We start from the raw sequence: 23,523 nt of genomic DNA, 5'->3' as shown, positions 1-23,523 counted from the left end.
TCGGGTCACGGTTGTCTCCTGTGAAGGTGGGCTCATGCCTGGTCAGGTTTTTCAGGCTGCATCTCCTCCTATCATCGACAACCATCTTTGCACCAGTCTTCGTCAAATGTGACGAATGTTTGCAAGATCGGCGCCGGACCGGCACAGAATCCTAGAATTTGCCCACATTGACCATGCCTGCACGAGGAACCATGGACGACCCTGTCCAATCCCATCATCCGCTGCCCGAGGCATCGTCGCGCTGCGACGCCCTGCAGGCGGCGCTCGACCGGATCGACCAGGGCATCGTCCTGGTCGACAAGGACCTGAGGCTCGTGGTCTGGAACCAATCCTTCCTGCGCCTGTTCGACTTTCCACCCGAGATGGCCTATCCCGGCGCCCCCTTCGAGAGCTTCATCCACTGCAACGCCCTGCGCGGCGAATACGGCCCCGGCGACCCCGAAGCGCAGACGGCGGAACTGGTCGCAGTGGCCAGGAGCCTGGAGGAATACGACCTCGAGCGGACGCGCCCGAACGGCAGCGTGCTGAGCGTGCGCGGCCTGGCGGTTCCCGGCCGGGGCCTGATCACCTTCTACTCCGACGTCACCGAGTCCCGGCACCGCGAGGCGCTGATCCGCGAGCAGAACGCCCTGCTGGAGGCCCGGGTGGCCGAGCGCACGACCGAGCTGCTGCAGACCAACGCGCACCTGCGTCAGGCGCTCGAGCGCAACGAGGCAATCGCCCTGTCACTGGTGCGCAGCGAGGGCCGGATGCGGCTGATCACCGACTCGATCCCCGCGCTGCTGGCCTATTTCGGCCATGACCGCCATTACCACTATGTCAACCGCGGCTACCGCGACTGGTTCGGCGTCGATCCGAGCCGACCGGAAACGATCAAGGCCCGGGCCTTCCTCGGCGAGGACACCTACTCGAGGATCAGGCCCTATGTCATGCAGGCCGTCAAGGGAGCTGCCGTCAGCTTCGAGTACGAGGTGCAGACGGTGCACCGGGGCCAGCGCATCGCGCGCACCAGCCTGATTCCCGAGACCAGCCCGGAAGGCGAAGTGGTCGGCTGCTTCGAGCTGACCTTCGATGTGACGGACGAGCGACTGGCGCATGACCGCATGGCACAGGCGCAGAAGATGGAGGCGCTGGGACTGCTGACCGGTGGCCTGGCGCATGACTTCAACAACATCCTGGCCGTGGTCCAGGGCAACCTGACGGCGCTGGCCGAGATCCCGGCGCTGCAGCCCTACCGCAACGACTACCTGAAGCCAGCCCTCGATGCCGCGCTGCGCGGCTCGGACCTGATCCGGGGCCTGCTGTCCTTTGCGCGCAAGCACCCGCTGAGCAGCCGGGTCGAGGACCTCAACCTGTGCCTGGCCAGCACCGCGACGCTGCTGCGCGGCGTGCTGCCCGACAGCCTGAGCTTTGTCACCGAGCCCTGGCCGCAGCCCCTCGTGGTGCGGCTGGACCCGAACCAGCTGCAGGACGCCTTGCTGAACCTGGCGCTGAACGCCCGCGATGCCACCGGCGGCAAGGGCCGGATCACGATCCGCTGCCGCCTGGCCACCCTGGAAGCCGCGGCCGCCGCCAAGCTGGGCCTGGCCGCCGGCCAGTACGCGCAGCTCAGCGTCGAGGACGACGGCTGCGGCATGGACCAGCAGACCATGGACCGGATCTTCGAGCCCTTCTTCAGCACCAAGGCGCCGGGACAAGGCAGCGGCATGGGCATGGCGATGGTCTACGGCTTCGTCCAGCAATCGGCCGGCGCGATCGAACTGCGCAGCCAGGTCGAACAAGGCACCACCGTCTCGATCTTCTTCCCGCTGCACGAGGTCGAGGCCGCCTCGGCCGGACTGGCCAACGAGCCCGAACTGGCGACCGAAATCCCGTCCGAGGGCCGGCGCGGCCTGGCCCTGCTGGTCGAGGACGATCCGGGCCTGCGCCAGTTGCTGCGGCGCGAGCTGCTCGACATCGGCTTCTCGGTCATCGAGGCGGAAAACGGCGCCGAGGCCATCGACCTGATCGACCACACCCGGGGCATCGAGCTGCTGCTGTCCGATGTCGTGATGCCAGGCGCGATCGACGGCCTCGGCGTCGTGGCCCATGCGCGCGCGCAGGGCAGCATCCCGCGCATCGTGCTGATGAGCGCCTTCGTGCCCAACCGTGCAGTGGCGGCAGAAGTGCCGCTGCTGCAAAAGCCGTTCTCGCGCGCCGAACTGCTGCATGCCCTCTCTGGTGCCAGGCCATGAACGAAGCCCCTACCCCGCAAAAACCCAATGCCTGCAGCCCGCTGATCTTCGTCATCGAGGACGACAGCGGGGTGGCGCAACTCGTGGTCCGGATGCTGGAATCGTTCCAGTTCCAGGTCCGGCGCTTCGGCGACGGCGGCTCGGTGCTGCAGCATATCCGGGCCGAACATCCGGCGCTGTGCATCGTCGATCTCGGCCTGCCCGACATGGACGGCATCGAGCTGGTGCGGCAGATCGGCCAGGTCAGTTCCTGCGGCGTGCTGATCCTGACCGGCCGCGACCATCCGGTCGACCGGGTGATGGGACTCGAGCTCGGCGGGGACGACTACATCACCAAACCCTTCGACCCGCGCGAGCTCGTCGCGCGCGTGCGCAGCATCCTGCGCCGCCGCCAGCCGCAGGACTCAGCCCCGGAGGCGCGGCAGCGCCGCTATGCCCGCTTCCTGAACTGGGGCTGGGATTGCGCCGCCAACACCCTGCGCGACCCCGAAGGCGGGGAACATGTGCTCGGCAATGCCGAGTCGCGGGTGCTCAACGCCTTCCTGGAGCGCCCGCACCAGATCCTCACGCGCGAGCAGCTGCTCGGCCAGCGCCACCTGTCGCCGATGGACCGCAGCATCGACGTGCGGATCTCACGCATCCGGCGCAAGCTCGAACCCGACCCGCAGAACCCCAAGATCATCAAGACCGTCTACGGCGCCGGCTACATGTTCACGGCCGCCGTCATCTGGTCATGAGTTCGTCCAATTCCGCTTGACCCGTCACTTGTCAATGAAAATTGGTCAATCAGTAATGGTAAGCTGATCGATCACGGTAGGTGGGGCCTGGATGCAGGTCCGCAGCCCGCCCGCCGTGAACGGCACAGTTGAACGCAAAAAAAGACCCACTCCCCCTCAACCCAGGAAACCCAGCCATGCGCTCCCTCAATAACCAGACCGTCGGCGAGGCCATCGGCCACGAAATGATCCTCGCGGTGCTGTTCGCGTCGCAGGACAACATCGACGCCGAAACCCTGTCCGAGATCAGCCAGTCGCTGATCCACTCCAAGCTGCTCGACGCCGTCGAGTGCCTGGACCCGGAAGAAAAGCAGGAAGTGCTCGAGTCGGCACAGAATGCGGTCGAGCGCGTCAAGCATCTGGCCGCCGCGATCCGCTCCGCCACCCGCAAGGCCGACTGACGGCCCACAAGAGACTCAAGCCGCAAAAAGCGGCTTGACAAGACAGATCAGGGGCAGATCAGGCCCATGATTGGGTCGGGGCGGGAGCTGACGACCGACTTGCTGGCCGCACAGCGGACAGATGAGGCCGGCGGCTCCCGCCGCGACCTCGCCTGCCTGCAATGCGGGTCAGCCCGCCAAAGCGATCAGTGGCGGAAGTGGCGCACGCCGGTGAACACCATCGCCACGCCGCGCTCGTTGGCCGCGTCGATCACTTCCTGGTCGCGCATCGAGCCGCCCGGCTGGATCACGCAGCTCGCGCCGGCATCGACCACCACGTCCAGGCCGTCGCGGAACGGGAAGAAGGCGTCGCTCGCGACCGCCGTGCCCTGCAGCGTCAGCTTGGCATGCTCGGCCTTGATGCTGGCGATGCGCGCCGAGTCGAGGCGGCTCATCTGGCCGGCGCCCACGCCCATGGTCATGCCGTCCTTGCAGAACACGATCGCGTTCGACTTGACGTACTTGGCCACCTTCCAGGCGAACAGCAGGTCTTCCATCTGCTGCGGGGTCGGCTGCTTGACGGTCACGACCTTGAGGTCGGCCAGCGTCATGTCGTGGTTGTCGGCGCTCTGCAGCAGCAGGCCCGAGCCGATGCGCTTGATGTCGACCGCATTGCGGCCCTGCTCGGCACCGCCAGCGGGCAGCTCGATCTTCATCAGGCGCACATTGGCCTTGGGCTTGAAGATCGCCAGCGCCTCGGGCGTGAAGTCGGTCGCGATCAGCACCTCGACGAACTGCTTGACCACTTCCTGCGCGGCCTTGCCGTCGAGCGGACGGTTGAAGGCGATGATGCCGCCAAAGGCGCTGGTCGGGTCGGTCTGGAAGGCCTTGCTGTAGGCCTCATGCGAGTCCTGGCCGACGGCGACGCCGCAGGGGTTGGCATGCTTGACGATCACGCAAGCCGGCACGTCGAAGCTCTTGACGCATTCCCAGGCGGCGTCGGCATCGGCGATGTTGTTGTAGGACAGCTCCTTGCCCTGCAGCTGCACGCCGGTGACCAGCGAACCCGGCAGCGGGTTGGCGTCGCGGTAGTAGGCGGCGCTCTGGTGCGGGTTCTCGCCATAGCGCAGGTCCTGCAGCTTGACGTAGTTGGCATTGCTCTGGCCCGGGAAGGCCAGGCGCTGCGGCTGCGCCTCGTCATCCGGCACGCCGGCGCTCAGGTCGACCGAGGACAGGTAGTTGCTGATCGCGGCGTCGTACTGGCTGATGCGGTTGAAGGCAGCGACCGACAGCTTGAAGCGGGTCTGGCTGCTGATGGCGCCGGCCTTGAGCTCGGCGACGACTTCGGCGTACTGGTCGGCGTCGGTCAGCACCGCGACATCCTTCCAGTTCTTGGCCGCGGAGCGCACCATGGCCGGGCCGCCGATGTCGATGTTCTCGATGGCATCAGCCAGCGTGCAGCCGGGCTTGGCCACCGTCGACTCGAACGGGTACAGGTTGACCACCAGGATGTCGATGGTGCCGATGCCGTGCTGTTGCAGCGCCGCCATGTGCTCGGGGAAGTCGCGGCGCGCCAGCAGGCCGCCATGCACCATCGGGTGCAGGGTCTTGACGCGGCCGTCGAGCATCTCGGGGAAGCCGGTCACCTCGGCGACTTCGGTCACGGGCAGGCCGTTGTCGGCCAGCAGCTTGGCGGTGCCGCCGGTCGAGATCAGCTGCACGCCCAGGGCGTTGAGTTCGCGCGCGAGTTCGAGCACGCCGGTTTTGTCGGAAACGGAAAGGAGAGCTTTCATGGCTTTTCCAAAGTGAATAAACGGTGGGGCGGACGGCTGCGGGCTCAGGCGATCAGGCCATGCTCGAGCAGCTTCTTGCGCAGGGTGTTGCGGTTCAGGCCGAGCCAGACGGCAGCGCGCGACTGGTTGAACTGGGCGCGCGCCATCACGACCTCGAGCATGGGCTTCTCGACCGCACGCATCAGCATGTCGTGCAGGTTGGCCGGTTCGGTGCCGTCGAGGTCGGCGAAATAGGTTTCGACGTTCTCGCGCACGCAGTCTTGCAGGGATTGCTTTTCAGTGCTCATGCAGCCAGTTTCCAGGGTTCGAAGGGGGTGGCGTCGAAGAACTCGCGCACGCAGTCGAGCTGGGCCGCGCAATCCTCGATCGCATTGATGCGGGTGCGGAACTGCTCCACCGCCAGCGGATCGACCGGCAGCGCGCGCGCATACCAGCCCAGGTGCTTGCGCGCGCTGCGCACGCCGGTGTATTCGCCGTAGAGCTCGTAATGCTCCTGCAGGTGCTCGAGCATCAGCGTGCGCAGCTCGGCCGCCGTCGGCGGCGCCAGATGGGTGCCAGTCGCGAGGAAATGGCCGATCTCGCGGAACAGCCAGGGCCGGCCCTGTGCCGCGCGGCCGATCATGACCGCATCGCAGCCGGTCGCGCGCAGCACCTCGCGCGCACGCTCCGGGCTGTCGATGTCGCCATTGGCCACCACCGGGATGCGCAGGCTGGCCTTGATCGCGGCCACGGTCTCATGCTCGGCGACGCCCTTGTAGCCCTGCTCGCGGGTGCGGCCATGCACGGTCAGCATCTGCACGCCGGCGCGCTCGGCCGCCAGCGCGAGCGCCGGCGCATTCCTGACCGACTGGCACCAGCCGGTGCGCATCTTGAGCGTGACCGGCACGCCATGCGGCTCGCAGGCGGCGACCACGGCCTCGACGATCTGCAGCGCCAGCGCCTCGTCCTGCATCAGCGCCGAACCGGCCCATTTGTTGCAGACCTTCTTGGCCGGGCAGCCCATGTTGATGTCGATGATCTGCGCGCCGCGGTCGAGGTTGTAGCGCGCGGCGTCGGCCATCATCTCGGCATCGGTGCCGGCGATCTGGACCGCGATCGGGCCCGGCTCGCCGCGGTGGTCGGCACGGCGCGAGGTCTTCAGGCTGTCGCGCAGGTCGGGACGCGAGGTCACCATCTCGCTGACCGCGTAGCCGGCGCCGAGCTGCTTGCACAGGCGACGGAACGGCCGGTCCGTCACCCCGGCCATGGGGGCGACGAACAGGGCGTTCGGGAGCTCATAGGGACCGATGCGCATGCAGACAGGGACTTCGGGCGGTGAAAATAAAAACCCGCCGGCCGACGCGCAGAAAGGCGCCGGACAGCGGATGCTCAAAAAGGAGGCACCAATTGTAGCCGCTCGCGGGGTCGCAGGGCAAATCCGTCCCTTCGATGACTGTCACGACGGCCTCCTATACTGTCGTCATGGAAGCCTGGATGACGACGCTGCTGCAGACCCTGAGCCTGCCCGAGTACGGGCTGGGCACGGCCTTCGTGGTCGCCTTCCTGTCGGCCACGCTGCTGCCAATGGGCTCGGAACCGGTGGTGTTCGGGCTGGTCAAGCTCAACCCCGAACTGTTCTGGCCCGCGATCGGCGTCGCTACGCTCGGCAACACCCTGGGCGGCATGGTCAGCTGGGCCATGGGCTGGGGCGCCCATGCCCTGATCGACCGCGAACGCGGCCATGCCACCCATCTGCGGGCGGTGGACTGGCTCGAGCGCTTCGGCCCCAAGGCCTGCCTGCTGGCCTGGCTGCCCGTCGTCGGCGACCCGCTCTGCCTGGTTGCCGGCTGGCTCAAGTTTCCGCCGCTGGCCTGCGCCTGCTACATGGCGATCGGCAAGTTCCTGCGCTACCTGATGCTGACTGCAGGCCTGCTCTGGGCCGCCGAAGGCCTGCAACTGCCGGGCTGGCTGCTCAAGGCAGCCGGCTGAGGCCCGGACGGGGCGAAGGAGCTCAGGCCAGGCCGAAGGCGGCGACCAGGCGCGCGCACAGCTCGCGCCAGCCGGCGACCGCCTCGTCCCAGGGTGCCTGGTGGGCCGCCAGCTCCACCTGCTTGGCGAAAGCCGACAATTCGGCATAGCCCAGGGTCAGCAGCACGCCCTTGAGCGTGTGCGCAGCGCGGCGCAGGGCCTGGGCATCGCCGGCCTGGACGGCGGCATCGCCCTCCTGCAGGTCGACCGGGAACTGCTGCACCGCCGAGGCGCGGAACACCCGGTAGAACTCGGCGTCGCCGTCGAAATAGACGGCAACCGCCTGCTGCTCGTGCGGCGGGAGTGAATCGGACGGCCTCATCGGCTGGCTCATTCGGCTTCTGCGGCTTCGGTGTCCAGCGCCTCGTCACCGCTCTTGTCGGACATGGCAGGCGCGAACAGATGGCCCAGCGCCTTGTCGATCAGCGGCGGCAGCTCGCTGACCAGCTTGGGCTTGTGCACCACGTCGGCGCCCTGCAGCGCAAAGGCATAGGGCGCGCGCTGGTCCTCGTCGAGCGAGGTCAGCACGATCAGCTTGCAATTGCCGAACAGCGCATGGCGGCGCAGGCCGGTGATCATGGTCGCGCCATCGATGCCTGGCAGCAGGATGTCGACAATGATCAGGTCCGGCTGCAGGTGGCCGAAGGACACCAGGCCGGTGATGCCGTCATTGGCCACATGCAGGTCGACCGCCGGAAACTTCTGCTTGACCAGCATCGTGACCAGGTTCTGGAAATGCGAGGAGTCCTCGATCAGCAGCACGCGCGGCACATGGACGATGGCGCGGCGGCGGCCCGGGCCGCGGATCTCGCCGGTGTGTCCGGTGAAGCTGGCCACGCCAGTGACGCCAGCGCGGCTGCCCTGGATCCAGCGCTCGAGCGACTCGCGCGTGATGCGGCGGTGACCGCCTGGAGTCTTCCAGGCCTGCAGGTCACCACGATCGACCATCAGCTGAACAGACCGCACCGCCATGCCCAGGATCTTGGCCACCTCCAGCGTGGTGTAATAGTTGGACGAGGACATCTCGGTGTTGGACATGGTGCAGCTCGCAAATCGACAGGACAAGACTCAGTTAGTGAGCACTACAGGAAGCTTATTTAGCTATTTTATTAAATATTCCTGCAGCTACAAGAAAAAAACGCCCCCAGATGGCTAATGGGAGCGCATTTTTTCACCAGGAGGCAGTCCGGCCAGGCGGCTGGCCAGGCCCCGACCCCGGATCACTGGCCTGAGAGCAGGCGCTTCCAGCCTTCGAGGCCGAGCGCGCGCACCGTCTTGAGATTGCGCTCGACGATGTCCTCGGCGCTGTCGCCCGACTCGACCGCGCGGTCGATGCTGTCCTCGCGCAGCAGGTGCAGCGTCGCATAGGGCGCGCGGTTGGTGAGGTTGTCGGCGTCGTCGGGCTCGGTGTCCTCGAACTGGAAGGCCGGGTGGAAGGGCGCGACCTGGATCACGCCCTCGAGCTCATGCTCTTCCAGCACCTCGTCGACCACGTTGAGGAAGTCGTTGAAGACGAAGAAGTCCGGGAACAGCGTCGGGTGCACCAGCAAGGTGGTGTCGACCTGCTCGGCCGGCGTGGTCTTGAGCAGCTCGAGCTCGCGATCCAGGTCGTCGAGCAAGGCGTCGATGTTGCGCGCGCGGCTGACCACGATGCGGACCTGGTTCTTGACATAGACCGACTTGGCGAACGGACACAGATTGAGCCCGATGACGGCCTGCTCGATCCAGCGCCGCATCTCGGCTTGCACCTGCTCGTCGCTCGGGGCCTGGGTGTTTTCGGACATGGGATACCTTTCGTGACGATGCCGCCGCACCGGGGTCCGATCAGGCCCTGGCGCGGCGGCATCCATGGATGGAACCGGGGTCGGTCGCGGATTACTTCAGGGCCTTGAAGCGCACGCGCTTGGGACGCGCGCCCTCTTCGCCCAGGCGCTTCTTCTTGTCGGCCTCGTACTCGGTGAAGTTGCCGTCGAAGAACTTCCACTGCGAGTCGCCCTCGCAGGCCAGGATATGGGTACAGATGCGGTCGAGGAACCAGCGGTCGTGCGAGATCACCATGGCCGAGCCGGCGAACTCGAGCAGCGCCTCTTCGAGCGCGCGCAGGGTTTCGACGTCGAGGTCGTTCGACGGTTCGTCGAGCATCAGCACGTTGCCGCCCTGGGCCAGGGTCTTGGCCAGGTGCAGGCGGCCGCGCTCACCGCCCGACAGGTTGCCGACCAGCTTCTGCTGGTCGTTGCCCTTGAAGTTGAAGCGACCGATGTAGGCACGGCTCGGCATCACGAACTTGCCGACCACGATGTTGTCGAGGCCGCCCGAGACGTCTTCCCACACCGTCTTGCTCGCGTCCAGGCTCTCGCGGCTCTGGTCGACGAAGGCCAGCTTGGCGGTCTGGCCGATGGTGACCTCGCCCGCATCCGGCGTCTCGACGCCCTGGATCATGCGGAACAGGGTCGACTTGCCGGCGCCGTTGGGGCCGATGATGCCGACGATGGCGCCCGGCGGCACCGAGAAGCTCAGGTTGTCGATCAGCAGGCGCTCGCCGAAGGACTTGCTGACGTTCTTGAACTCGATCACCTGGTTGCCCAGGCGATCGGCCACCGGGATGAAGATCTCGTTGGTCTCGTTGCGCTTCTGGTAGTCGACGTCCGACAGCTCCTCGAAGCGGGCCAGGCGCGCCTTGCTCTTGGCCTGGCGGCCCTTGGCGTTGCTGCGCACCCACTTGAGTTCTTCCTTCATCGCCTTGGTGCGGGCGTCCTCGGTGCGCTGCTCGGTCTCGAGGCGGCGTTCCTTCTGGTCCAGCCAGTCGGAGTAGTTGCCCTTGTACGGGATGCCATGGCCACGGTCGAGTTCAAGGATCCACTCGGCGGCGTTGTCGAGGAAGTAGCGGTCGTGGGTGATCGCGACCACGGTGCCGGGGAAGCGGCTCAGGAACTGCTCGAGCCACTCGACCGATTCGGCGTCCAGGTGGTTGGTCGGTTCGTCGAGCAGCAGCATGTCGGGCTTGGACAGCAGCAGGCGGCACAGCGCGACGCGGCGCTTCTCGCCACCCGACAGGTTCTTGATGATGGCGTCCCAGGGCGGCAGGTTGAGCGCGTCGGCAGCCAGCTCGAGCTGCAGGTCGGTGTTCTCGGAGCCGGCTGCGGCGATGATGGCCTCGAGCTCGGCCTGCTCGGCAGCCAGCGCGTCGAAGTCGGCATCTTCCTCGGCATAGGCGGCGTAGACCTCCTCGAGGCGGGCCTTGGCTTTCAGCGCGCCGCCGATGCCCTCCTCCACCGCCTGGCGCACGGTCTGCTCGGGATCGATCTGCGGCTCCTGCGGCAGGTAGCCGATCTTGATGCCCGGCATCGCGATCGCTTCGCCCTCGATCTCCTTGTCGATGCCGGCCATGATCTTGAGCAGGGTCGACTTGCCGGAGCCGTTCAGGCCCAGCACGCCGATCTTGGCACCGGGGAAGAAGCTGATGGAGACGTCCTTCAAGATCTGCCGCTTGGGCGGCACGGTCTTGGTGACGCGGTTCATGGAAAAAACGTATTGGGCCATGGGACAGGTAGTAGGTGATAGATCGGCAAAAACGCAAGGCCACTTGCGTGCAACCATGCATTATCCCTTTATGCGACAATGTCAGCGTGTGCACCTGCAGTCAGTGCCACGCCAGCGCCCTGCTGGGGCTTACCGCCCGACCTGTCCGGTCGGCCACGGAGCCCGCCTTCGATTCGCATCAGCCCGCTAGACTGGCCGGTCGCCCAACACAAATGGGCGCTGGAATGGCCGATGTCCCAAGCGCAACGGACTTGCGCCCCCAACAACATGACATTTGAAGAACTGAAGCTGGCCCCGGCCATCCTCGAAGCCGTGCGCGAGCAGGGCTACGAACACCCGACGCCGATCCAGGCCGAAGCCATCCCCGCCGTGCTCGCGGGCCACGACCTGCTCGCCGGCGCCCAGACCGGCACCGGCAAGACCGCCGCCTTCACGCTGCCGATGCTGCACCGCCTGCAGGAAAGCGCGCCCGAAGCCGTCAAGGGCAAGGCCCGCCCGGTGCGCGCGCTGGTGCTGGCGCCGACGCGCGAACTCGCGGCCCAGGTCGAGGAATCGGTCAAGGCCTACGGCAAGCACCTCAAGCTCAAGTCGGCCGTGATCTTCGGCGGCGTCGGCATGAACCCGCAGATCAACGCGCTGCAAAAAGGCGTCGACATCCTGGTCGCGACCCCGGGTCGCCTGCTCGACCTGATCGAACAGGGCCATATCGACCTGTCCCAGGTCGAGATCCTGGTGCTCGACGAAGCCGACCGCATGCTCGACATGGGCTTCATCCACGACGTCAAGAAGGTGCTCAAGCTGGTGCCCAAGAACAAGCAGAGCCTGCTGTTCTCGGCCACCTTCAGCGACGAGATCCGCGAACTGGCCAACGGCCTGCTCAACGACCCCAAGAGCATCCAGGTCACCCCGCCCAACACCACGGTGCAGCGCATCAAGCAGACCATTCATCCGGTCGGCCGCGGCAAGAAGAAGGCGCTGCTCGCGCACATCATCAACCTGCACAACTGGAGCCAGGTGCTGGTGTTCACGCGCACCAAGTTCGGTGCCAACAACGTCGCCGACTTCCTGAACAAGAACAACATCAGCGCGATGGCGCTGCACGGCAACAAGAGCCAGACCGCGCGCACCCAGGCGCTGGCCGGCTTCAAGACCGGCGAGCTGCGCGCCCTGGTGGCGACCGACATCGCCGCGCGCGGCATCGACATCGACGAGCTGCCGCATGTCGTGAACTACGAGATCCCCAACGTCTGCGAGGACTATGTGCACCGCATCGGCCGCACCGGTCGTGCCGGCGCGCTGGGCGAGGCGGTCAGCCTGGTGAGCCTGGACGAGGAAGGCTTCATGATGGCGATCGAGAAGTTCACCAAGCAGCAGATCCCGGTCGAGATCTTCGACGAGTTCATGCCCGAGCCGGGCGAGAAGGCCGAGCCGATCGCGATGGGCCGCCAGACCATCTGGGGTGGAGCCGGCAAGCCGCCGAGCCGCGAAGTGATGGCCGCTGCCGCCAAGGCCGCGCGCAGCGAGATGATGGAACGCATCCGCGACAAGAAGACCACCGAAAAGGCGCCGCGGGCCGCCAAGCCGCGCAGCGCGCGCGCCGAAGGCGAACAGGCCGATGACAGCCAGCCGCCGCGCCAGGACGGCCAACGCCGTCGCGGTCCGGGTGGCCAGGGCGCCGGCGGCGCGCTGGGCCAGGGTCAAGGCCAGGGCCGCAACCGGCCGCGCCAGGACGGTGGCCGTCCGGGTGCACCGCGCGGCGAAGGCCGCGGCGCTGACGCGCGTGGCGAATTCCGCGGCGGTGCCGAAGGCCGCCGCGGCGGTCCGGGCGCCCAAGGTGGCCAGGGCGGCGCGGCGCGCCAGCCCGATCCGCTGCGCACCGGCATCGACGCCCTAGGCGAGCGCGGTCGCGGCCGCGGCGGCCGTCCGGGCGGCGGCGGTCGTCCCGGCAATGGCGGCCCGGGTCGCCAGGGCGGCGGTGGCGGCGGCATCGATCCGCTGCGCACCAGCTATGGCCGCATCAAGTAAGCCCTAGCCGCAGCAATATGAAAACGGCGTGGCCCTTCGGGGCCACGCCGTTTTTGCTTGGCAGGGGTCAGGCCAGGCGCCCGGGCCAGCTCTGGGCCCGGGCGCGGCTCACCAGCGGCGCACGCGCCCGGTATCGAGGTGGACGAACTGCGAATCCGGGTAGAAGCCGACGCCGCCGGCCTGCAGCGACAGCGCCGCGTCGCGCAGCTCGGCCAGCGGGACGCCGGGCAGGCGGACATCGATCGCGCGCCCTTCCATGTGCAGGCTCTTCTTGGCCACGCCCCCGCCGCCCTTCTGGCGCAGCCGGCCATTGGTATCGGGGCAGCGGTAGCCCGAGATCACGTCATAGGGCATGCGCGCGCCGAGCAGCGCACGCACCCGGTGCAGCTGCTCGAACAGCAGCGGATCCATGCTGCCGACCTCGCCGGTATAGTGATCGCGCAGGAAGCGGTTCAGGCGCCCGAGCGAATCGGGCTGGAACTGGTCGCCAACCGCATAGACCAGGTTCAGGCGCTCGTGGGTGTGGGTGTGAAAGAACTCGAGCGAGCGGCCTGCGGCGGCATTCGGGCTGGCGCTCGCGTGCGCCCAGGCCGGCAAGGCGGCAGCAGCGATCAGCCCGCTGCTGCGGGCAAAAAAACGGCGTCGTGCCGGCAGATGCGGAGGTGTCATGGAAAGCTAGGGAGTCAGCCAGGCCGGTGCTGCCTCAGTGCGGCGTCGAGCCGGCGGTCATGGCCGTACAGATCGTTGAAGAAGTAGATTTGATCACCCTTGACCAAGGTAGTTCCGTAGTGGATCAGCACCGGTACCGGATCGGCCAGCTTGAGCGTGTTCGAGCTGCCTTGCGCCATCGCCGACTCGATGCGCGCCCGGTCCCAGCCCGCCATGCCCTGCAGCACGAATTCGGCCAGCTCGACCGGCTTCTCGACCCGGATGCAGCCATGGCTGTAGTCGCGCCGCTCGCGACCGAACAGCGAGACTGCCGGCGTGTGGTGCAGGTAGATGTTGTCGGCGTTGGGAAAGACGAACTTGATGTCGCCGAGCGCGTTCTGCGGGCCGGGGCGCTGGCGGATGCGCATCCGGCCGGCCAGCACCGCATCGAGATGGGCGCCCGAGAGCGCGCGCTGGACACTGCCGTCGGCGCCGACGAACTCGAAGCCCATGCGATCGAAGTAGCCCGGGTCGCGGCGCAACTTCGGGATGGTTTCGGCGCGCGCGATCGAGGGCGGAATGTTCCAGTAGGGGCTGAACTCGATGAAGCGCATGTCCTCGTCGAACAGCGGCGTGCGGGTGTCGAGCGCCCGCCCGACCACGACCCGGGACTCGAGCGCGACGCGCACGCTGCCATCCGACGCGACCTCGTAGGCACGCAGCATGAACTCGGGCAGGTTGACCACCACCATGCGCCTGGCCTTGAGCAGCGGGGTCCAGCGCAGGCGCTCGAGCGCGAGCTCGATCTGGTGCGCGCGGGCGGCCGGATCGACCTCGAGCTGCGCCAGGGTGGTGGCGCCGATCACGCCGTCCGGCTCCAGGCCGTGGCGCTGCTGGAAGCGGCGCACCGCCTCGACCAGCTCGACCTCGTAGCGCGGCGCTCCGGACCCGGCATCCACGGCACCCGCCGACGGCGCTGCCGTGCCGGCCGCGAGATCGCCGAGCAGCTGCAGGCGCTGGGCCAATCGCTCCAGGCCGCTCCAGGGCTGGCCCGGCTCGAGCTTGCGCGTGCGCGACTGGGCCGGCCTGGGCAGCTGCGGCAGCGCCTCGTTCCAGGCCGGGTGTCCAGCCAGGCTGCGGTAGCGCGCCAGCGCCTGGCGCAGCCGGCCGTACTGGGACAGCTGCGGTACCGCTGCGGCGACCGCCGCCGCCGGTTCCTGCCGCTGCAAGGCGGTGCGCAGCAGCTGGCCAGGGTCGAAAGGCACTTGCCGGCCCGGACGGTAGCGCTGACCGAGCTGGACCGGGTCGATGCGGCCGCGGTGCAGGTCGGTCAGGTAATGCTCGAAGGCGCGCGTCAGGGCTTGCTCGGCGGCATCGGCTTGCGGTCCGGGCGCGAGCGGCCGGGAAAAGGCCTGGGCCAGGCCGGCGGCCTCGTAGTCCTGCGGATCGAGGCCATGGCTGGCCGCGTCGGCCAGCAGGTGCAAGGCCGCGCTGGTCTGCGGCAGCGGGTGGCCCGACTCGTCGAGCCAGAGCCGGCCCCCGCTCGCAGCCGCCAGGTCCGCGGCCAGCGCGCGCAGCGGGCCGGCGACCGTGCAGGCCAGTGCCGTCAGCAGCAAGCGACGCCGGAACAGGCCGTCCACCGGTACGACGCCAGGCACCGGGGAGCAGGCCAGGCGCTTCATCGCGTCAGGCAGGCGATCACGCCGCGCAGCGTGAACAGCCTGGGATAGTCGGCCTCGGGGGCGATTTCCGCCAGCATGCTGGCGGCCAATTGGCGGATGTCAGCTTCTTTCATGGTGCCATGTTCGCATATCCAGGGCTGTCCGGGGCCGTGCAAGGTCTGGCGCCGCAGCCCGGCCTGGGCCCAGCCTTCGCGCCCAGGACCCGGGCGATGCGGTTTTCCTGCAACGCTTAATGAACCATAAGTTTTCCCTAAGTCTGGCCGCGCAGAATCGCTCGCATGGTGGCTGGGATGACCTGGCCGCTCCCCGACATTAGGAGTCCGAGATGAAAAAATCCCTGTTCGCCATCCTGACCGCTGCTGCCGTGACCGTCCGTCCGGTCCAGACCCAGACCGCCGCTGCCTGAAGAACTTTCGGGGCCGGCAGGCCCTGTGGGTGGACGCCATCGTCAAGCGCGCCACTTTTTACCGACAATCCAGGCATCTACTGTTGACGATGCCATGCGACTGCTATTAGCCGAAGACGACGACATGCTGGGCTCCAGCATGCAAAAAGCCCTCAAGCTGGCCGGGTTCCAGGTCGACTGGGTCAAGGACGGCGCTGCCGTGCTCAAGACCGTGGCCGACAGCCACGATGCCCTGCTGCTCGACCTCGGCCTGCCCGGGCTCGACGGGCTGCAGGTGCTCGAGGCCCTGCGCCAGCGTGGCCAGCACCTGCCGGTGCTGATCGTGTCGGCCCGCCAGACGGTGGAAGACCGGATCGGCGGCCTCAACCGCGGTGCCGACGACTACATCACCAAGCCCTTCGACCTCAACGAGCTGGTCGCCCGCCTGCACGCGCTGATCCGGCGCAACCAGGGCCGCAGCCAGCCGGTGCTCCATTGCGGCACGCTGCAGCTCGACCCGATCCGGCGCGAAGCCTGGCTCGCCGGCCAGGGGCTCGAGCTCTCGCAGCGCGAGTTCGACCTGCTCGAGCACCTGATGGAGCGCCCCGGCACGGTGCTGTCGCGCGAACAGCTCGAGGCCAGGCTCTACGGCTGGCAGGAAGAGGTCGCGAGCAACGCGATCGAGGTCCACCTGCACCACCTGCGCCGCAAGCTCGGCAGCGACTGGATCAAGAACGTGCGCGGCGTGGGCTACAAGCTGGTCGATGCCTCGGCGGCGCGGCCTGCGCCATGAACTCAATCCGCTCGCGCCTGCTGGTCTGGCTGATCGGCGCGCTGCTGCTGAGCAGCCTGCTGGCCAGCGCGCTGACCTACGAGATGGCCTGGCGCGGCTTCAACGCGATACGCGACTACGGCCTCGAGCAGATCGCCTATTCGATCGTGCGCCACGACACCCAGGACTGGCTGACCGACCAGCCCGATCCGGAGCCAAGCACGCCTGCCGACCCGACCCAGGCGGCCGAGCCGACGCCGAACCCGATCCAGGACGATGGCCAGTTCGTGAGCCAGATCTGGACCAGCAATGGCCGGCTGATCTACTCCTCGCTGACCGACACCGGCCCGCCGCTGCAGGAACCCGGCCTGCACCAGGTCGAATGGGACGGCACGCGCTGGCGCATCTACACGCTGCGCGACCGCGAGCGCGTGATCCAGGTGGCGACTCCGGCCGAGCGCCGCTGGCGCGCCTTCCTCGAATATGTGCCAGCCCTGCTGGCCCCGCTGGTGCTGCTGCTGGTGCTGCTGGGCTTCCTGATCAGCGCGGCCGTCAGCGGTGCGCTGCAGCCGCTGCGCCGGCTGCGCGAGGAGATCGGCGCGCGCGATGTCGCGCTGCTGAGCCCGCTGGAGCCCGACGAGATGCCAGACGAGATCTTGCCCCTGGTCGACACGCTGAACCAGCTGCTGGCCAAGGTCGACCGGCTGCTGGCGACCCAGCGCGCCTTCCTGGCCGATGTCGCGCACGAGCTCAACACCCCGCTGGCCGCGATCAAGCTGCAGGTCCAGCTCGCGCAGCAGGCCCGGGCACAGGGCCAGCCGGTCTCGCTCGACGAGCTGGAGGCGGGCATCGAGCGCGCGGTGCACCTGGTCGCGCAATTGCTGCAGATGGCCAGGCTCGAGCCCGACGCACGGCCGCTCGAGATGCAGCCGGTCGCGCTCGAGCAGCTCGCGCGCGAGCGGGTGCTGGCCTTCCTGCCCCAGGCCGAGCACAAGCAGATCGACCTCGGGCTGGAGTCGGACGGTCCGCTCGAGGTCAAGGGCGACCTGCACCAGCTGCGCGTGCTGATCGACAACCTGATCGACAACGCGCTGCGCTACTGTCCCGAAGGCGCGCGCATCGATGTCCGGCTGCAGCGGCAAGACGGCCGCAAGCGGCTCGAGGTGGCCGACGACGGCCCCGGCATCGCCGATGCCGACAAGGCGCGGGTGCTGCAGCGCTTCGTGCGGCTGCGCCCGGCCGACACCACCGGCAGCGGCCTCGGCATGGCGATCGTGCGCCAGATCGCCGAACAGCACCAGGCCAGCTTGAGCCTGCTCGACACCCCGGGCGGCGGGCTCACGGTGCGCATCGAATGGCCCGCCGGCGGGCTGGCCTGAAGCCAGGTCGGACCCAGGGAATTTCCCGCGCAGCGGCGCGGCCGGCCAGCCGATATCGCACAATCAGGCACATGAAAATCTTGCATACCATGTTGCGCGTTGGCAACCTCGAGCGCTCGATCGCCTTCTACACCCAGGTGCTGGGCATGAGCCTGCTGCGCCGCTCCGAGAACCCCGAGTACCAGTACTCGCTCGCCTTCCTGGGCTACGAGGGCGGCAACCCGGCCCAGGCCGAGATCGAGCTGACCTACAACTGGGGCACCGAGAGCTACGAGCTGGGCACGGCCTACGGCCATATCGCCATCGGCGTGCCCGACGCCTATGCCGCCTGCGAAAAGATCAAGGCCGCCGGCGGCCAGGTCACGCGCGAGGCCGGCCCGGTCAAGGGCGGCAGCACCGTGATCGCCTTCGTGACCGACCCGGATGGCTACAAGATCGAGCTGATCCAGCGCGCCGAGGACCAGGCCGGCGTCGGGCTGCGCTGAAGCCGCATCGGCAAACAGAACGCCCCCTGCGCGAGGGGGCGTGTTCGATCCTGGAGCCAGTGCAGGATCAGAGCGTGACCGCGCCGCCCAGGTAGGGCCGCAGCGCGACCGGCACGCTGATGCTACCGTCGGCGTTCTGGTAGTTCTCGAGCACCGCGACCAGGGTGCGGCCGACCGCCAGGCCGGAGCCGTTGAGCGTGTGCACGAGTTCGTTCTTGCCCTGCGCGTTCTTGAAGCGGGCCTGCAGCCGGCGCGACTGGAAGGCCTCGCAGTTGGACACCGAGCTGATCTCGCGGAAGGTGTTCTGCGCCGGCAGCCAGACCTCGAGGTCGTGGGTCTTGGCGGAGCCGAAGCCCATGTCGCCGGTGCACAGCGCGATCACGCGGTAGGGCAAGCCCAGCGCCTGCAGCACGGCCTCGGCGTGGCGGGTCATTTCCTCCAGCGCCTCGTAGCTCTTCTCGGGGTGGACGATCTGCACCATCTCGACCTTGTCGAACTGGTGCTGGCGGATCAGGCCGCGCGTGTCGCGACCGGCGCTGCCGGCCTCGGAGCGGAAGCAGGGGCTGTGCGCGGTCAGCTTGATCGGCAGCTCGGATTCGGCCACGATCTCGTCGCGCACGAAGTTGGTCAGCGGCACCTCGGAGGTCGGGATCAGGTACAAGGCCTGGGTGTCGGGCACCTCCTCGCCTTCCTGGCCGCCCTTCTTGGCCGCGAACAGGTCGGCCTCGAACTTGGGCAGCTGGCCGGTGCCGCGCAGCGACTCGGCGTTGACGATGTAGGGCACGTAGCACTCGGTGTAGCCATGCTGCTGGGTCTGCAGGTCGAGCATGAACTGCGCCAGCGCGCGGTGCAGGCGCGCGACCGGCCCCTTCATGACGGCGAAGCGCGAGCCCGACAGCTTGGCCGCGGTCTCGAAGTCCAGCCCGAGCGGCTCGGCCAGCGCGACATGGTCCCTGGCCTCGAAGCCGAGTTCGGGCGGATTGGCGCCGTAGCCACCCTGCGGGCTCCAGCGGCGCAGCTCGACGTTGCCGGACTCGTCGGCGCCGACCGGCACGCTCTCGTGCGGCAGGTTGGGCACCGCCTGCAGCAGCGCCAGCAGCTCGCCCTGGATCTGGTCCAGCCGCGCAGCGGAATGCTCGAGCTCGGTCTTGTACTGGCCGACCTCGGCCATCACGGCATCGGCCTCGGCATGCTGGCCCTTGCCCTTGAGCTGGCCGATCTGCTTGGACAGGGTGTTGCGCTTGCTCTGCAGCTCCTCGGTGCGGATCTGCAGCGACTTGCGCTCGTGCTCGAGCGACTGGAAGGCATCGACGTCGAGGAAGGCTTGCGGGTTCTTGCGGGTTTGCAGTCGCTCGACGACGGCGTCGAGGTCCTTGCGCAGCAGGGTGATATCTAGCATGTTGATCCTTAGGAATGGGGACCGGCGCGGCGCTCAGGCCGGGTCGGCTTCGATCTTGAGTCCCTTGGGCAGCGGGAACTTGGTGGTCTCGCGCACGCCGTCGAGGCTGCGCACCGCGGTCGCGCCAAGCGCCTTGAGGCGCTGGACCACGCCCTGCACCAGGTCCTCGGGCGCCGAGGCACCGGCGGTCACGCCGACGCTGGAGCGGCCCGCGAACCAGGCGTCCTGCAGCTCGCTGGCGTCGTCGACCATGTAGGCCGGCACGCCCAGGCGCTCGGCGAGCTCGCGCAGGCGGTTGGTGTTCGAGCTGGTCGGGCTGCCGACCACGACCACCGCATCGACCTGGGTCGCGAGCAGCTTGACCGCATCCTGGCGGTTCTGCGTCGCATAGCAGATGTCCTGCTGCTTGGGACTGCGGATGTTTGGAAAGCGCGCCTTGACGGCGGCGGTGATCGCGGCGGCGTCATCGACGCTGAGCGTGGTCTGGGTCACCACGGCGAGCTTGTCGGTCTGCGCGGGCTGGACCTTGGCCACGTCCGCCACGTCCTCGACCAGGTGGATGCCGCTGTCGAGCTGGCCCATCGTGCCCTCGACCTCGGGGTGGCCCTTGTGGCCGATCATGATGAACTCGTAGCCTTCCTTGTGCAGCTTGGCGACCTCGACATGGACCTTGGTCACCAGCGGGCAGGTGGCGTCGAAGATGCGGAATCCGCGTGCCTCGGCTTCGCGCTGCACCGCCTGGCTCACGCCATGGGCGCTGAACACCAGGGTCGCGCCGGGCGGCACCTCGGACAGCTCCTCGATGAAGATGGCGCCGCGGTCTTTCAGGTCGTTGACGACATGGGTGTTGTGCACGATCTCGTGCCGGACATAGATCGGGCGACCGAACTTCTCCAGCGCGCGCTCGACGATCTCGATCGCGCGATCGACGCCGGCGCAGAAACCGCGCGGCTCGGCCAGCAGGACCTGCTCCATCACAGCACCCCGATCAGCTGGACTTCGAAGCGCACCGGCTGGCCGGCCAGCGGGTGGTTGAAGTCGAAGCGCACCGCGCCGTCGGCATTGACCTCGAGCACGGTGCCGGCATAGCTGCCCAGGCCGTCGGGGGTCGGGAACTGCACCACGTCGCCCGCGACATATTGCTCGTTGCGGTCGCCGAGCTGGTCGAGCAGCTTGCGCGCGACCCATTGCACCATCTCGGGCTGGCGCTCGCCAAAGGCCTCGCCGGGGGCGAGCTCGATCACGGTGTGGGTGCCCTCTTCCAGGCCGAGCAGGCGCGCCTCGATCGCGGGCGAGAGTTCGCCGCTGCCCAGGCTGAGCGTGGCCGGCTGGGCCTCGAAGGTATTGATGAAATCGCGCCCGTCCGGACCCGAGAGGCGGTAATGCAAGGTGAGGAAGGAATCGGATTCGACTTGAGCCATGGGGTTGACACCTGCGGACGCAAAAATTAAAAACACCGCACAGACCCGGGAGGCGTGCGCCAGAGCACGCACCGGGCAGGGGCGCCAAACCCCTATTGTAGGAAAGGGAGGGCTCCCGCATGGCCGGCAAGCGCATTCCACTCGAAGGACTGCCGAGCGACTCGCGCCCGCGCGAGAAGCTGCTGCAGCGCGGACCTGGGGCGCTCAGCGACGCCGAGCTGCTCGCGCTGCTGCTGCGCACCGGCATCGCGGGCAAGAACGTGCTGCTGCTGGCGCAGGAGCTGGTCGATGCCTTCGGTGGCGTCGCCGGCCTGCTGCACAGCGGCGCCGACGAGCTCGGGCGCATCAAGGGCCTGGGGCCGGCCAAGCGCGCCGAGCTGCTGGCGGTGGTCGAGCTCGCGCGCCGCGCGCTGGCGCAGCAGATCCGGCAGAAGCCGCTGTTCGACAGCCCGCAGGCGGTCGCGCATTACCTGCAGCTGCATTTCGGCCACAAGCCGCACGAGGTGTTCGCGGTGCTGTTCCTCGACAGCCAGCACCGGTTGCTGGCGCTCGAGGAGTTGTTCCGCGGCACATTGGCGCAGACCTCGGTCTATCCGAGAGAAGTCGTGCTGCGCGCGCTGCACCACCATGCGGCGGCCGTGGTGCTGGCGCACAACCACCCGAGCGGGACGGCCGAGCCCTCGCGCGCCGACGAGATGCTGACGCAGACGCTGAAATCCGCGCTGTCGCTGGTCGACGTGCGCGTGCTCGATCACTTCGTCGTCACCGCGTCGGCCTGCCGCTCGATGGCCGAGCTCGGCCTGGTCTGAGCCCATCCGGCTGGGCGCGGGATTGCCCCAGGCCAAATTCAGGTCGTCTGGCGAACAATTGCTGTAAAAAATGTTTAATATAGATGTAGTAGGAAAAATGCTCCGAATGCACCCATCTGATCCAGCGCACAAGGAAAGCGGTTTTTTCCTGCCTGGCGGCAGCGCTTCCAGACTTCCAAGCCATCCATCACCAAGGGCCATTTCCTAGCCGATGTTTTCCTTAACCAAGCAATTGATGCTGGGACTCAGGTTCCCGGCCAAGATGAGCCTGACGCTCGCCCCCATGGTCCTGCTGGCCGCCTGGCTGGCCGCGCAGGCGAGCACCGTCGTGGGCGCCCCGCTGGCCTGGGGCAGCTTCGGCCTGGGTCTGACGCTGTCGGCCTACCTGGGAATCAGCTTTCACCGCTCGGTCTTAGGCGGCGTGAAGGCCTTGCGGCGCCACATGATCAACATCTCGATGGGCGAGTTGCGCAACGATATCCAGGCCCAGGGCAAGGACGAGTTCACCCGGCTGCTGCGTGAATTGAACAACATGCAGATCGGACTGCGCGAGACCGTGGTGCTGGTCCAGTCGAGCAGCTCCGAGGTGGTCCAGTCGAGCAGCGAAATCGCGGGCGGGGCGCAGGATCTGTCAAGCCGGGTCGAATCAGCGGCGGCGGCGCTCGAGGAACTGGCGGCCGCGCTCGACCAGTCGAGCTCGGTGACGGCGCATACCGCTGAATCGGTGGCCAAGGCGTCCGAGCTGGCGCTCAACAACGCCGTGGTCGCGCAGCGCGGCGGACAGGTGATGGAGGACGTGGTCAGCACCATGGAGCATATCCAGGTCTCCTCGAGCAAGATCAACGACATCATCGGCGTGATCGACGGCATCGCCTTCCAGACCAATATCCTGGCGCTCAACGCGGCCGTGGAAGCCGCGCGCGCGGGCGAGCAGGGCCGGGGCTTTGCCGTGGTGGCCGGCGAAGTGCGCAGCCTGGCGCAGCGCAGCGCGACGGCCGCGCGCGAGATCAAGGGCCTGATCAGCACCAGCGTCGGCGAGATCAACCATGGGGTCGAGGTGGTGCGCGGGGCCGGCAACGAGATGCAGGAAATCGTGACCAACGCCGACCATGTGCGCCAGCTGATGGAAGAGGTGGCGCGGGCCGCACGCGAGCAAAGCCAGGGTATCGCGCAGATCGGCATGGCGATCCAGGGGCTGGACCAGAGCACCCAGGCCAATGCCTCGCTGGTCGAGGAAACGGCCGCCGCCGCCAGCAGCCAGCAGGCGGCCGCGATCAGGATGGCCGCGATGGTGGACGAGTTCCGGCTGCCAGGCGAAACCCGCTCGAGCTCGAAAGTCGAGGGCCTGGACATGGACGCCTTCATCGACGCGCACAGGCAGTGGAAGGTCAAGTTGCGCGAGGCGATCGAGAATCACGAGTCGGTCGATACCGAGACCCTCAAGCGCGACGATTGCTGCGCGCTGGGTCAATGGATCTACGGGGACGGCAAGCGGCGTTTTGGCGGCTCGCCCTCCTTCGTCGACCTGCTGTCGCAGCACCGCGACTTCCACCAGGTGGCGGGCGGCGTGGCAGTGATGATCAATGCGCGTCGCTTCAGCGACGCTGAGGATGCACTGGCACCGGGCACGCCGTTCAGCAACGCGACGCGCAACGTGGTGCACGTCCTCTCGACCGTCAAGCGCGTGGGCTTCTGAGCCTGCCCAGGCGGCAAGCCACTAGGGCCTGTTAACGCAATCGAAGGACCTCGGCGATGAACGCGACGGTGATGAAGGCCGCAAACATCACA

The 23,523-nt window shown here is 67.7% G+C and carries 22 protein-coding genes and 2 pseudogenes; 12 read left to right on the top strand and 12 right to left on the bottom strand.

Annotation, left to right across the window (positions count from 1 at the left end):
* Positions 1-191 precede the first annotated feature (191 nt).
* The 3 genes from C6P64_RS15590 to C6P64_RS15580 all read left to right on the top strand — a co-directional run bounded on the left by C6P64_RS15590 (position 192) and on the right by C6P64_RS15580 (position 3,411).
* Complete coding sequence (locus C6P64_RS15590; RefSeq protein ID WP_105749465.1) at positions 192-2,234, top strand: PAS-domain containing protein; 2,043 nt, start codon at positions 192-194, stop codon at positions 2,232-2,234.
* Positions 2,231-2,971, top strand: a complete 741-nt coding sequence (locus C6P64_RS15585) for a response regulator transcription factor (RefSeq protein ID WP_105749464.1) — start codon at positions 2,231-2,233, stop codon at positions 2,969-2,971. Before C6P64_RS15590 ends, C6P64_RS15585 begins: the two co-directional genes overlap by 4 nt.
* A gap of 176 nt (positions 2,972-3,147) precedes the next feature.
* Positions 3,148-3,411, top strand: a complete 264-nt coding sequence (locus C6P64_RS15580) for a hypothetical protein (RefSeq protein ID WP_105749463.1) — start codon at positions 3,148-3,150, stop codon at positions 3,409-3,411.
* 185 nt (positions 3,412-3,596) lie between these two features.
* On the opposite strand, the gene purH is transcribed toward C6P64_RS15580, so the two are convergent.
* Genes purH through dusB form a run of 3 tightly spaced genes read right to left on the bottom strand, consistent with a single transcriptional unit; the run spans position 3,597 to position 6,477 of the window.
* Positions 3,597-5,183, bottom strand: a complete 1,587-nt coding sequence (purH, locus tag C6P64_RS15575; protein ID WP_105749462.1) for a bifunctional phosphoribosylaminoimidazolecarboxamide formyltransferase/IMP cyclohydrolase — start codon at positions 5,181-5,183, stop codon at positions 3,597-3,599.
* A gap of 44 nt (positions 5,184-5,227) precedes the next feature.
* On the bottom strand, positions 5,228-5,470 hold the full coding sequence (locus tag C6P64_RS15570; RefSeq protein ID WP_105728443.1) for a helix-turn-helix domain-containing protein: 243 nt from the start codon (positions 5,468-5,470) through the stop codon (positions 5,228-5,230).
* On the bottom strand, positions 5,467-6,477 hold the full coding sequence (gene dusB / locus C6P64_RS15565; RefSeq protein WP_105749461.1) for a tRNA dihydrouridine synthase DusB: 1,011 nt from the start codon (positions 6,475-6,477) through the stop codon (positions 5,467-5,469). The genes C6P64_RS15570 and dusB overlap by 4 nt, the downstream gene beginning before the upstream one ends.
* A gap of 167 nt (positions 6,478-6,644) precedes the next feature.
* Between dusB and C6P64_RS15560 the strand changes: the two genes are divergently transcribed.
* On the top strand, positions 6,645-7,151 hold the full coding sequence (locus C6P64_RS15560; protein WP_105749467.1) for a YqaA family protein: 507 nt from the start codon (positions 6,645-6,647) through the stop codon (positions 7,149-7,151).
* Between the two features lie 22 nt (positions 7,152-7,173).
* Here C6P64_RS15560 and C6P64_RS15555 read toward each other — a convergent pair whose 3' ends face one another.
* From C6P64_RS15555 to ettA, 4 genes are all read right to left on the bottom strand, one after another.
* Entirely contained in the window at positions 7,174-7,512 is a 339-nt protein-coding gene (locus C6P64_RS15555) for an Hpt domain-containing protein (RefSeq protein ID WP_245911761.1), read from the bottom strand.
* A gap of 8 nt (positions 7,513-7,520) precedes the next feature.
* On the bottom strand, positions 7,521-8,228 hold the full coding sequence (locus C6P64_RS15550) for a response regulator (RefSeq protein ID WP_105749459.1): 708 nt from the start codon (positions 8,226-8,228) through the stop codon (positions 7,521-7,523).
* A gap of 182 nt (positions 8,229-8,410) precedes the next feature.
* A complete protein-coding gene (locus C6P64_RS15545; RefSeq protein WP_105749458.1) occupies positions 8,411-8,974 on the bottom strand; it encodes a DUF1415 domain-containing protein in 564 nt (187 codons plus the stop codon).
* Between the two features lie 91 nt (positions 8,975-9,065).
* Complete coding sequence (gene ettA, locus C6P64_RS15540) at positions 9,066-10,730, bottom strand: energy-dependent translational throttle protein EttA (RefSeq protein WP_105749457.1); 1,665 nt, start codon at positions 10,728-10,730, stop codon at positions 9,066-9,068.
* Positions 10,731-10,997: 267 nt separating this feature from the next.
* Here ettA and C6P64_RS15535 point away from each other — a divergent pair, with 267 nt between their 5' ends.
* Complete coding sequence (locus C6P64_RS15535; RefSeq protein ID WP_105749456.1) at positions 10,998-12,755, top strand: DEAD/DEAH box helicase; 1,758 nt, start codon at positions 10,998-11,000, stop codon at positions 12,753-12,755.
* A gap of 108 nt (positions 12,756-12,863) precedes the next feature.
* Here C6P64_RS15535 and mepK read toward each other — a convergent pair whose 3' ends face one another.
* On the bottom strand, positions 12,864-13,424 hold the full coding sequence (gene mepK / locus C6P64_RS15530) for a peptidoglycan L,D-endopeptidase MepK (protein WP_105749455.1): 561 nt from the start codon (positions 13,422-13,424) through the stop codon (positions 12,864-12,866).
* A gap of 14 nt (positions 13,425-13,438) precedes the next feature.
* Entirely contained in the window at positions 13,439-15,085 is a 1,647-nt protein-coding gene (locus tag C6P64_RS15525) for a L,D-transpeptidase family protein (protein ID WP_105749454.1), read from the bottom strand.
* 500 nt (positions 15,086-15,585) lie between these two features.
* On the opposite strand from C6P64_RS15525, the gene C6P64_RS15520 reads away from it, so the two are divergent.
* From C6P64_RS15520 to gloA, 3 genes are all read left to right on the top strand, one after another.
* On the top strand, positions 15,586-16,263 hold the full coding sequence (locus tag C6P64_RS15520) for a response regulator transcription factor (RefSeq protein ID WP_105749453.1): 678 nt from the start codon (positions 15,586-15,588) through the stop codon (positions 16,261-16,263).
* The gene (locus C6P64_RS15515; RefSeq protein WP_105749452.1) at positions 16,260-17,621 is read left to right on the top strand and encodes a sensor histidine kinase; all 1,362 of its coding nucleotides are present in this window, start codon (positions 16,260-16,262) and stop codon (positions 17,619-17,621) included. Before C6P64_RS15520 ends, C6P64_RS15515 begins: the two co-directional genes overlap by 4 nt.
* 71 nt (positions 17,622-17,692) lie before the next feature.
* Positions 17,693-18,106 (top strand): lactoylglutathione lyase, encoded by a 414-nt coding sequence (gloA, locus tag C6P64_RS15510; RefSeq protein WP_105749451.1) that lies wholly within the window; start codon positions 17,693-17,695, stop codon positions 18,104-18,106.
* Positions 18,107-18,173: 67 nt separating this feature from the next.
* Here the strand turns inward: gloA and serS are convergent, their stop codons facing one another.
* Genes serS through C6P64_RS15495 form a run of 3 tightly spaced genes read right to left on the bottom strand, consistent with a single transcriptional unit; the run spans position 18,174 to position 20,926 of the window.
* Positions 18,174-19,505: a serine--tRNA ligase gene (gene serS, locus C6P64_RS15505; protein WP_105749450.1), complete on the bottom strand. Its 1,332-nt coding sequence runs from the start codon at positions 19,503-19,505 to the stop codon at positions 18,174-18,176.
* Between the two features lie 33 nt (positions 19,506-19,538).
* Positions 19,539-20,480: a 4-hydroxy-3-methylbut-2-enyl diphosphate reductase gene (gene ispH / locus C6P64_RS15500; protein ID WP_105749449.1), complete on the bottom strand. Its 942-nt coding sequence runs from the start codon at positions 20,478-20,480 to the stop codon at positions 19,539-19,541.
* Positions 20,480-20,926, bottom strand: a complete 447-nt coding sequence (locus tag C6P64_RS15495) for an FKBP-type peptidyl-prolyl cis-trans isomerase (protein WP_105749448.1) — start codon at positions 20,924-20,926, stop codon at positions 20,480-20,482. Before C6P64_RS15495 ends, ispH begins: the two co-directional genes overlap by 1 nt.
* A 134-nt stretch (positions 20,927-21,060) precedes the next feature.
* Here C6P64_RS15495 and radC point away from each other — a divergent pair, with 134 nt between their 5' ends.
* From radC to C6P64_RS18825, 4 genes and pseudogenes are all read left to right on the top strand, one after another.
* Positions 21,061-21,735 carry a RadC family protein gene (radC, locus tag C6P64_RS15490; RefSeq protein ID WP_105749466.1) on the top strand — a complete coding sequence of 225 codons (675 nt, stop codon included), beginning with the start codon at positions 21,061-21,063 and terminating at the stop codon, positions 21,733-21,735.
* A gap of 211 nt (positions 21,736-21,946) precedes the next feature.
* Positions 21,947-22,273, top strand: a pseudogene (locus C6P64_RS18835) (HAMP domain-containing protein); the annotation flags it as partial.
* A pseudogene (locus C6P64_RS18830) lies at positions 22,268-23,044 on the top strand (methyl-accepting chemotaxis protein); the annotation flags it as partial. The pseudogenes C6P64_RS18835 and C6P64_RS18830, both read left to right, overlap by 6 nt.
* Positions 23,024-23,431 carry a CZB domain-containing protein gene (locus C6P64_RS18825; protein ID WP_483869227.1) on the top strand — a complete coding sequence of 136 codons (408 nt, stop codon included), beginning with the start codon at positions 23,024-23,026 and terminating at the stop codon, positions 23,429-23,431. The pseudogene C6P64_RS18830 and the gene C6P64_RS18825, both read left to right, overlap by 21 nt.
* Positions 23,432-23,523 lie beyond the last annotated feature (92 nt).

It is taken from the genome of Malikia granosa (genome assembly GCF_002980595.1).
GTDB lineage: Bacteria > Pseudomonadota > Gammaproteobacteria > Burkholderiales > Burkholderiaceae_C > Malikia > Malikia granosa.
The sequence above is the reverse complement of the archived record's forward strand: the minus strand, read 5'-3'. Positions and strand labels throughout refer to the sequence as shown.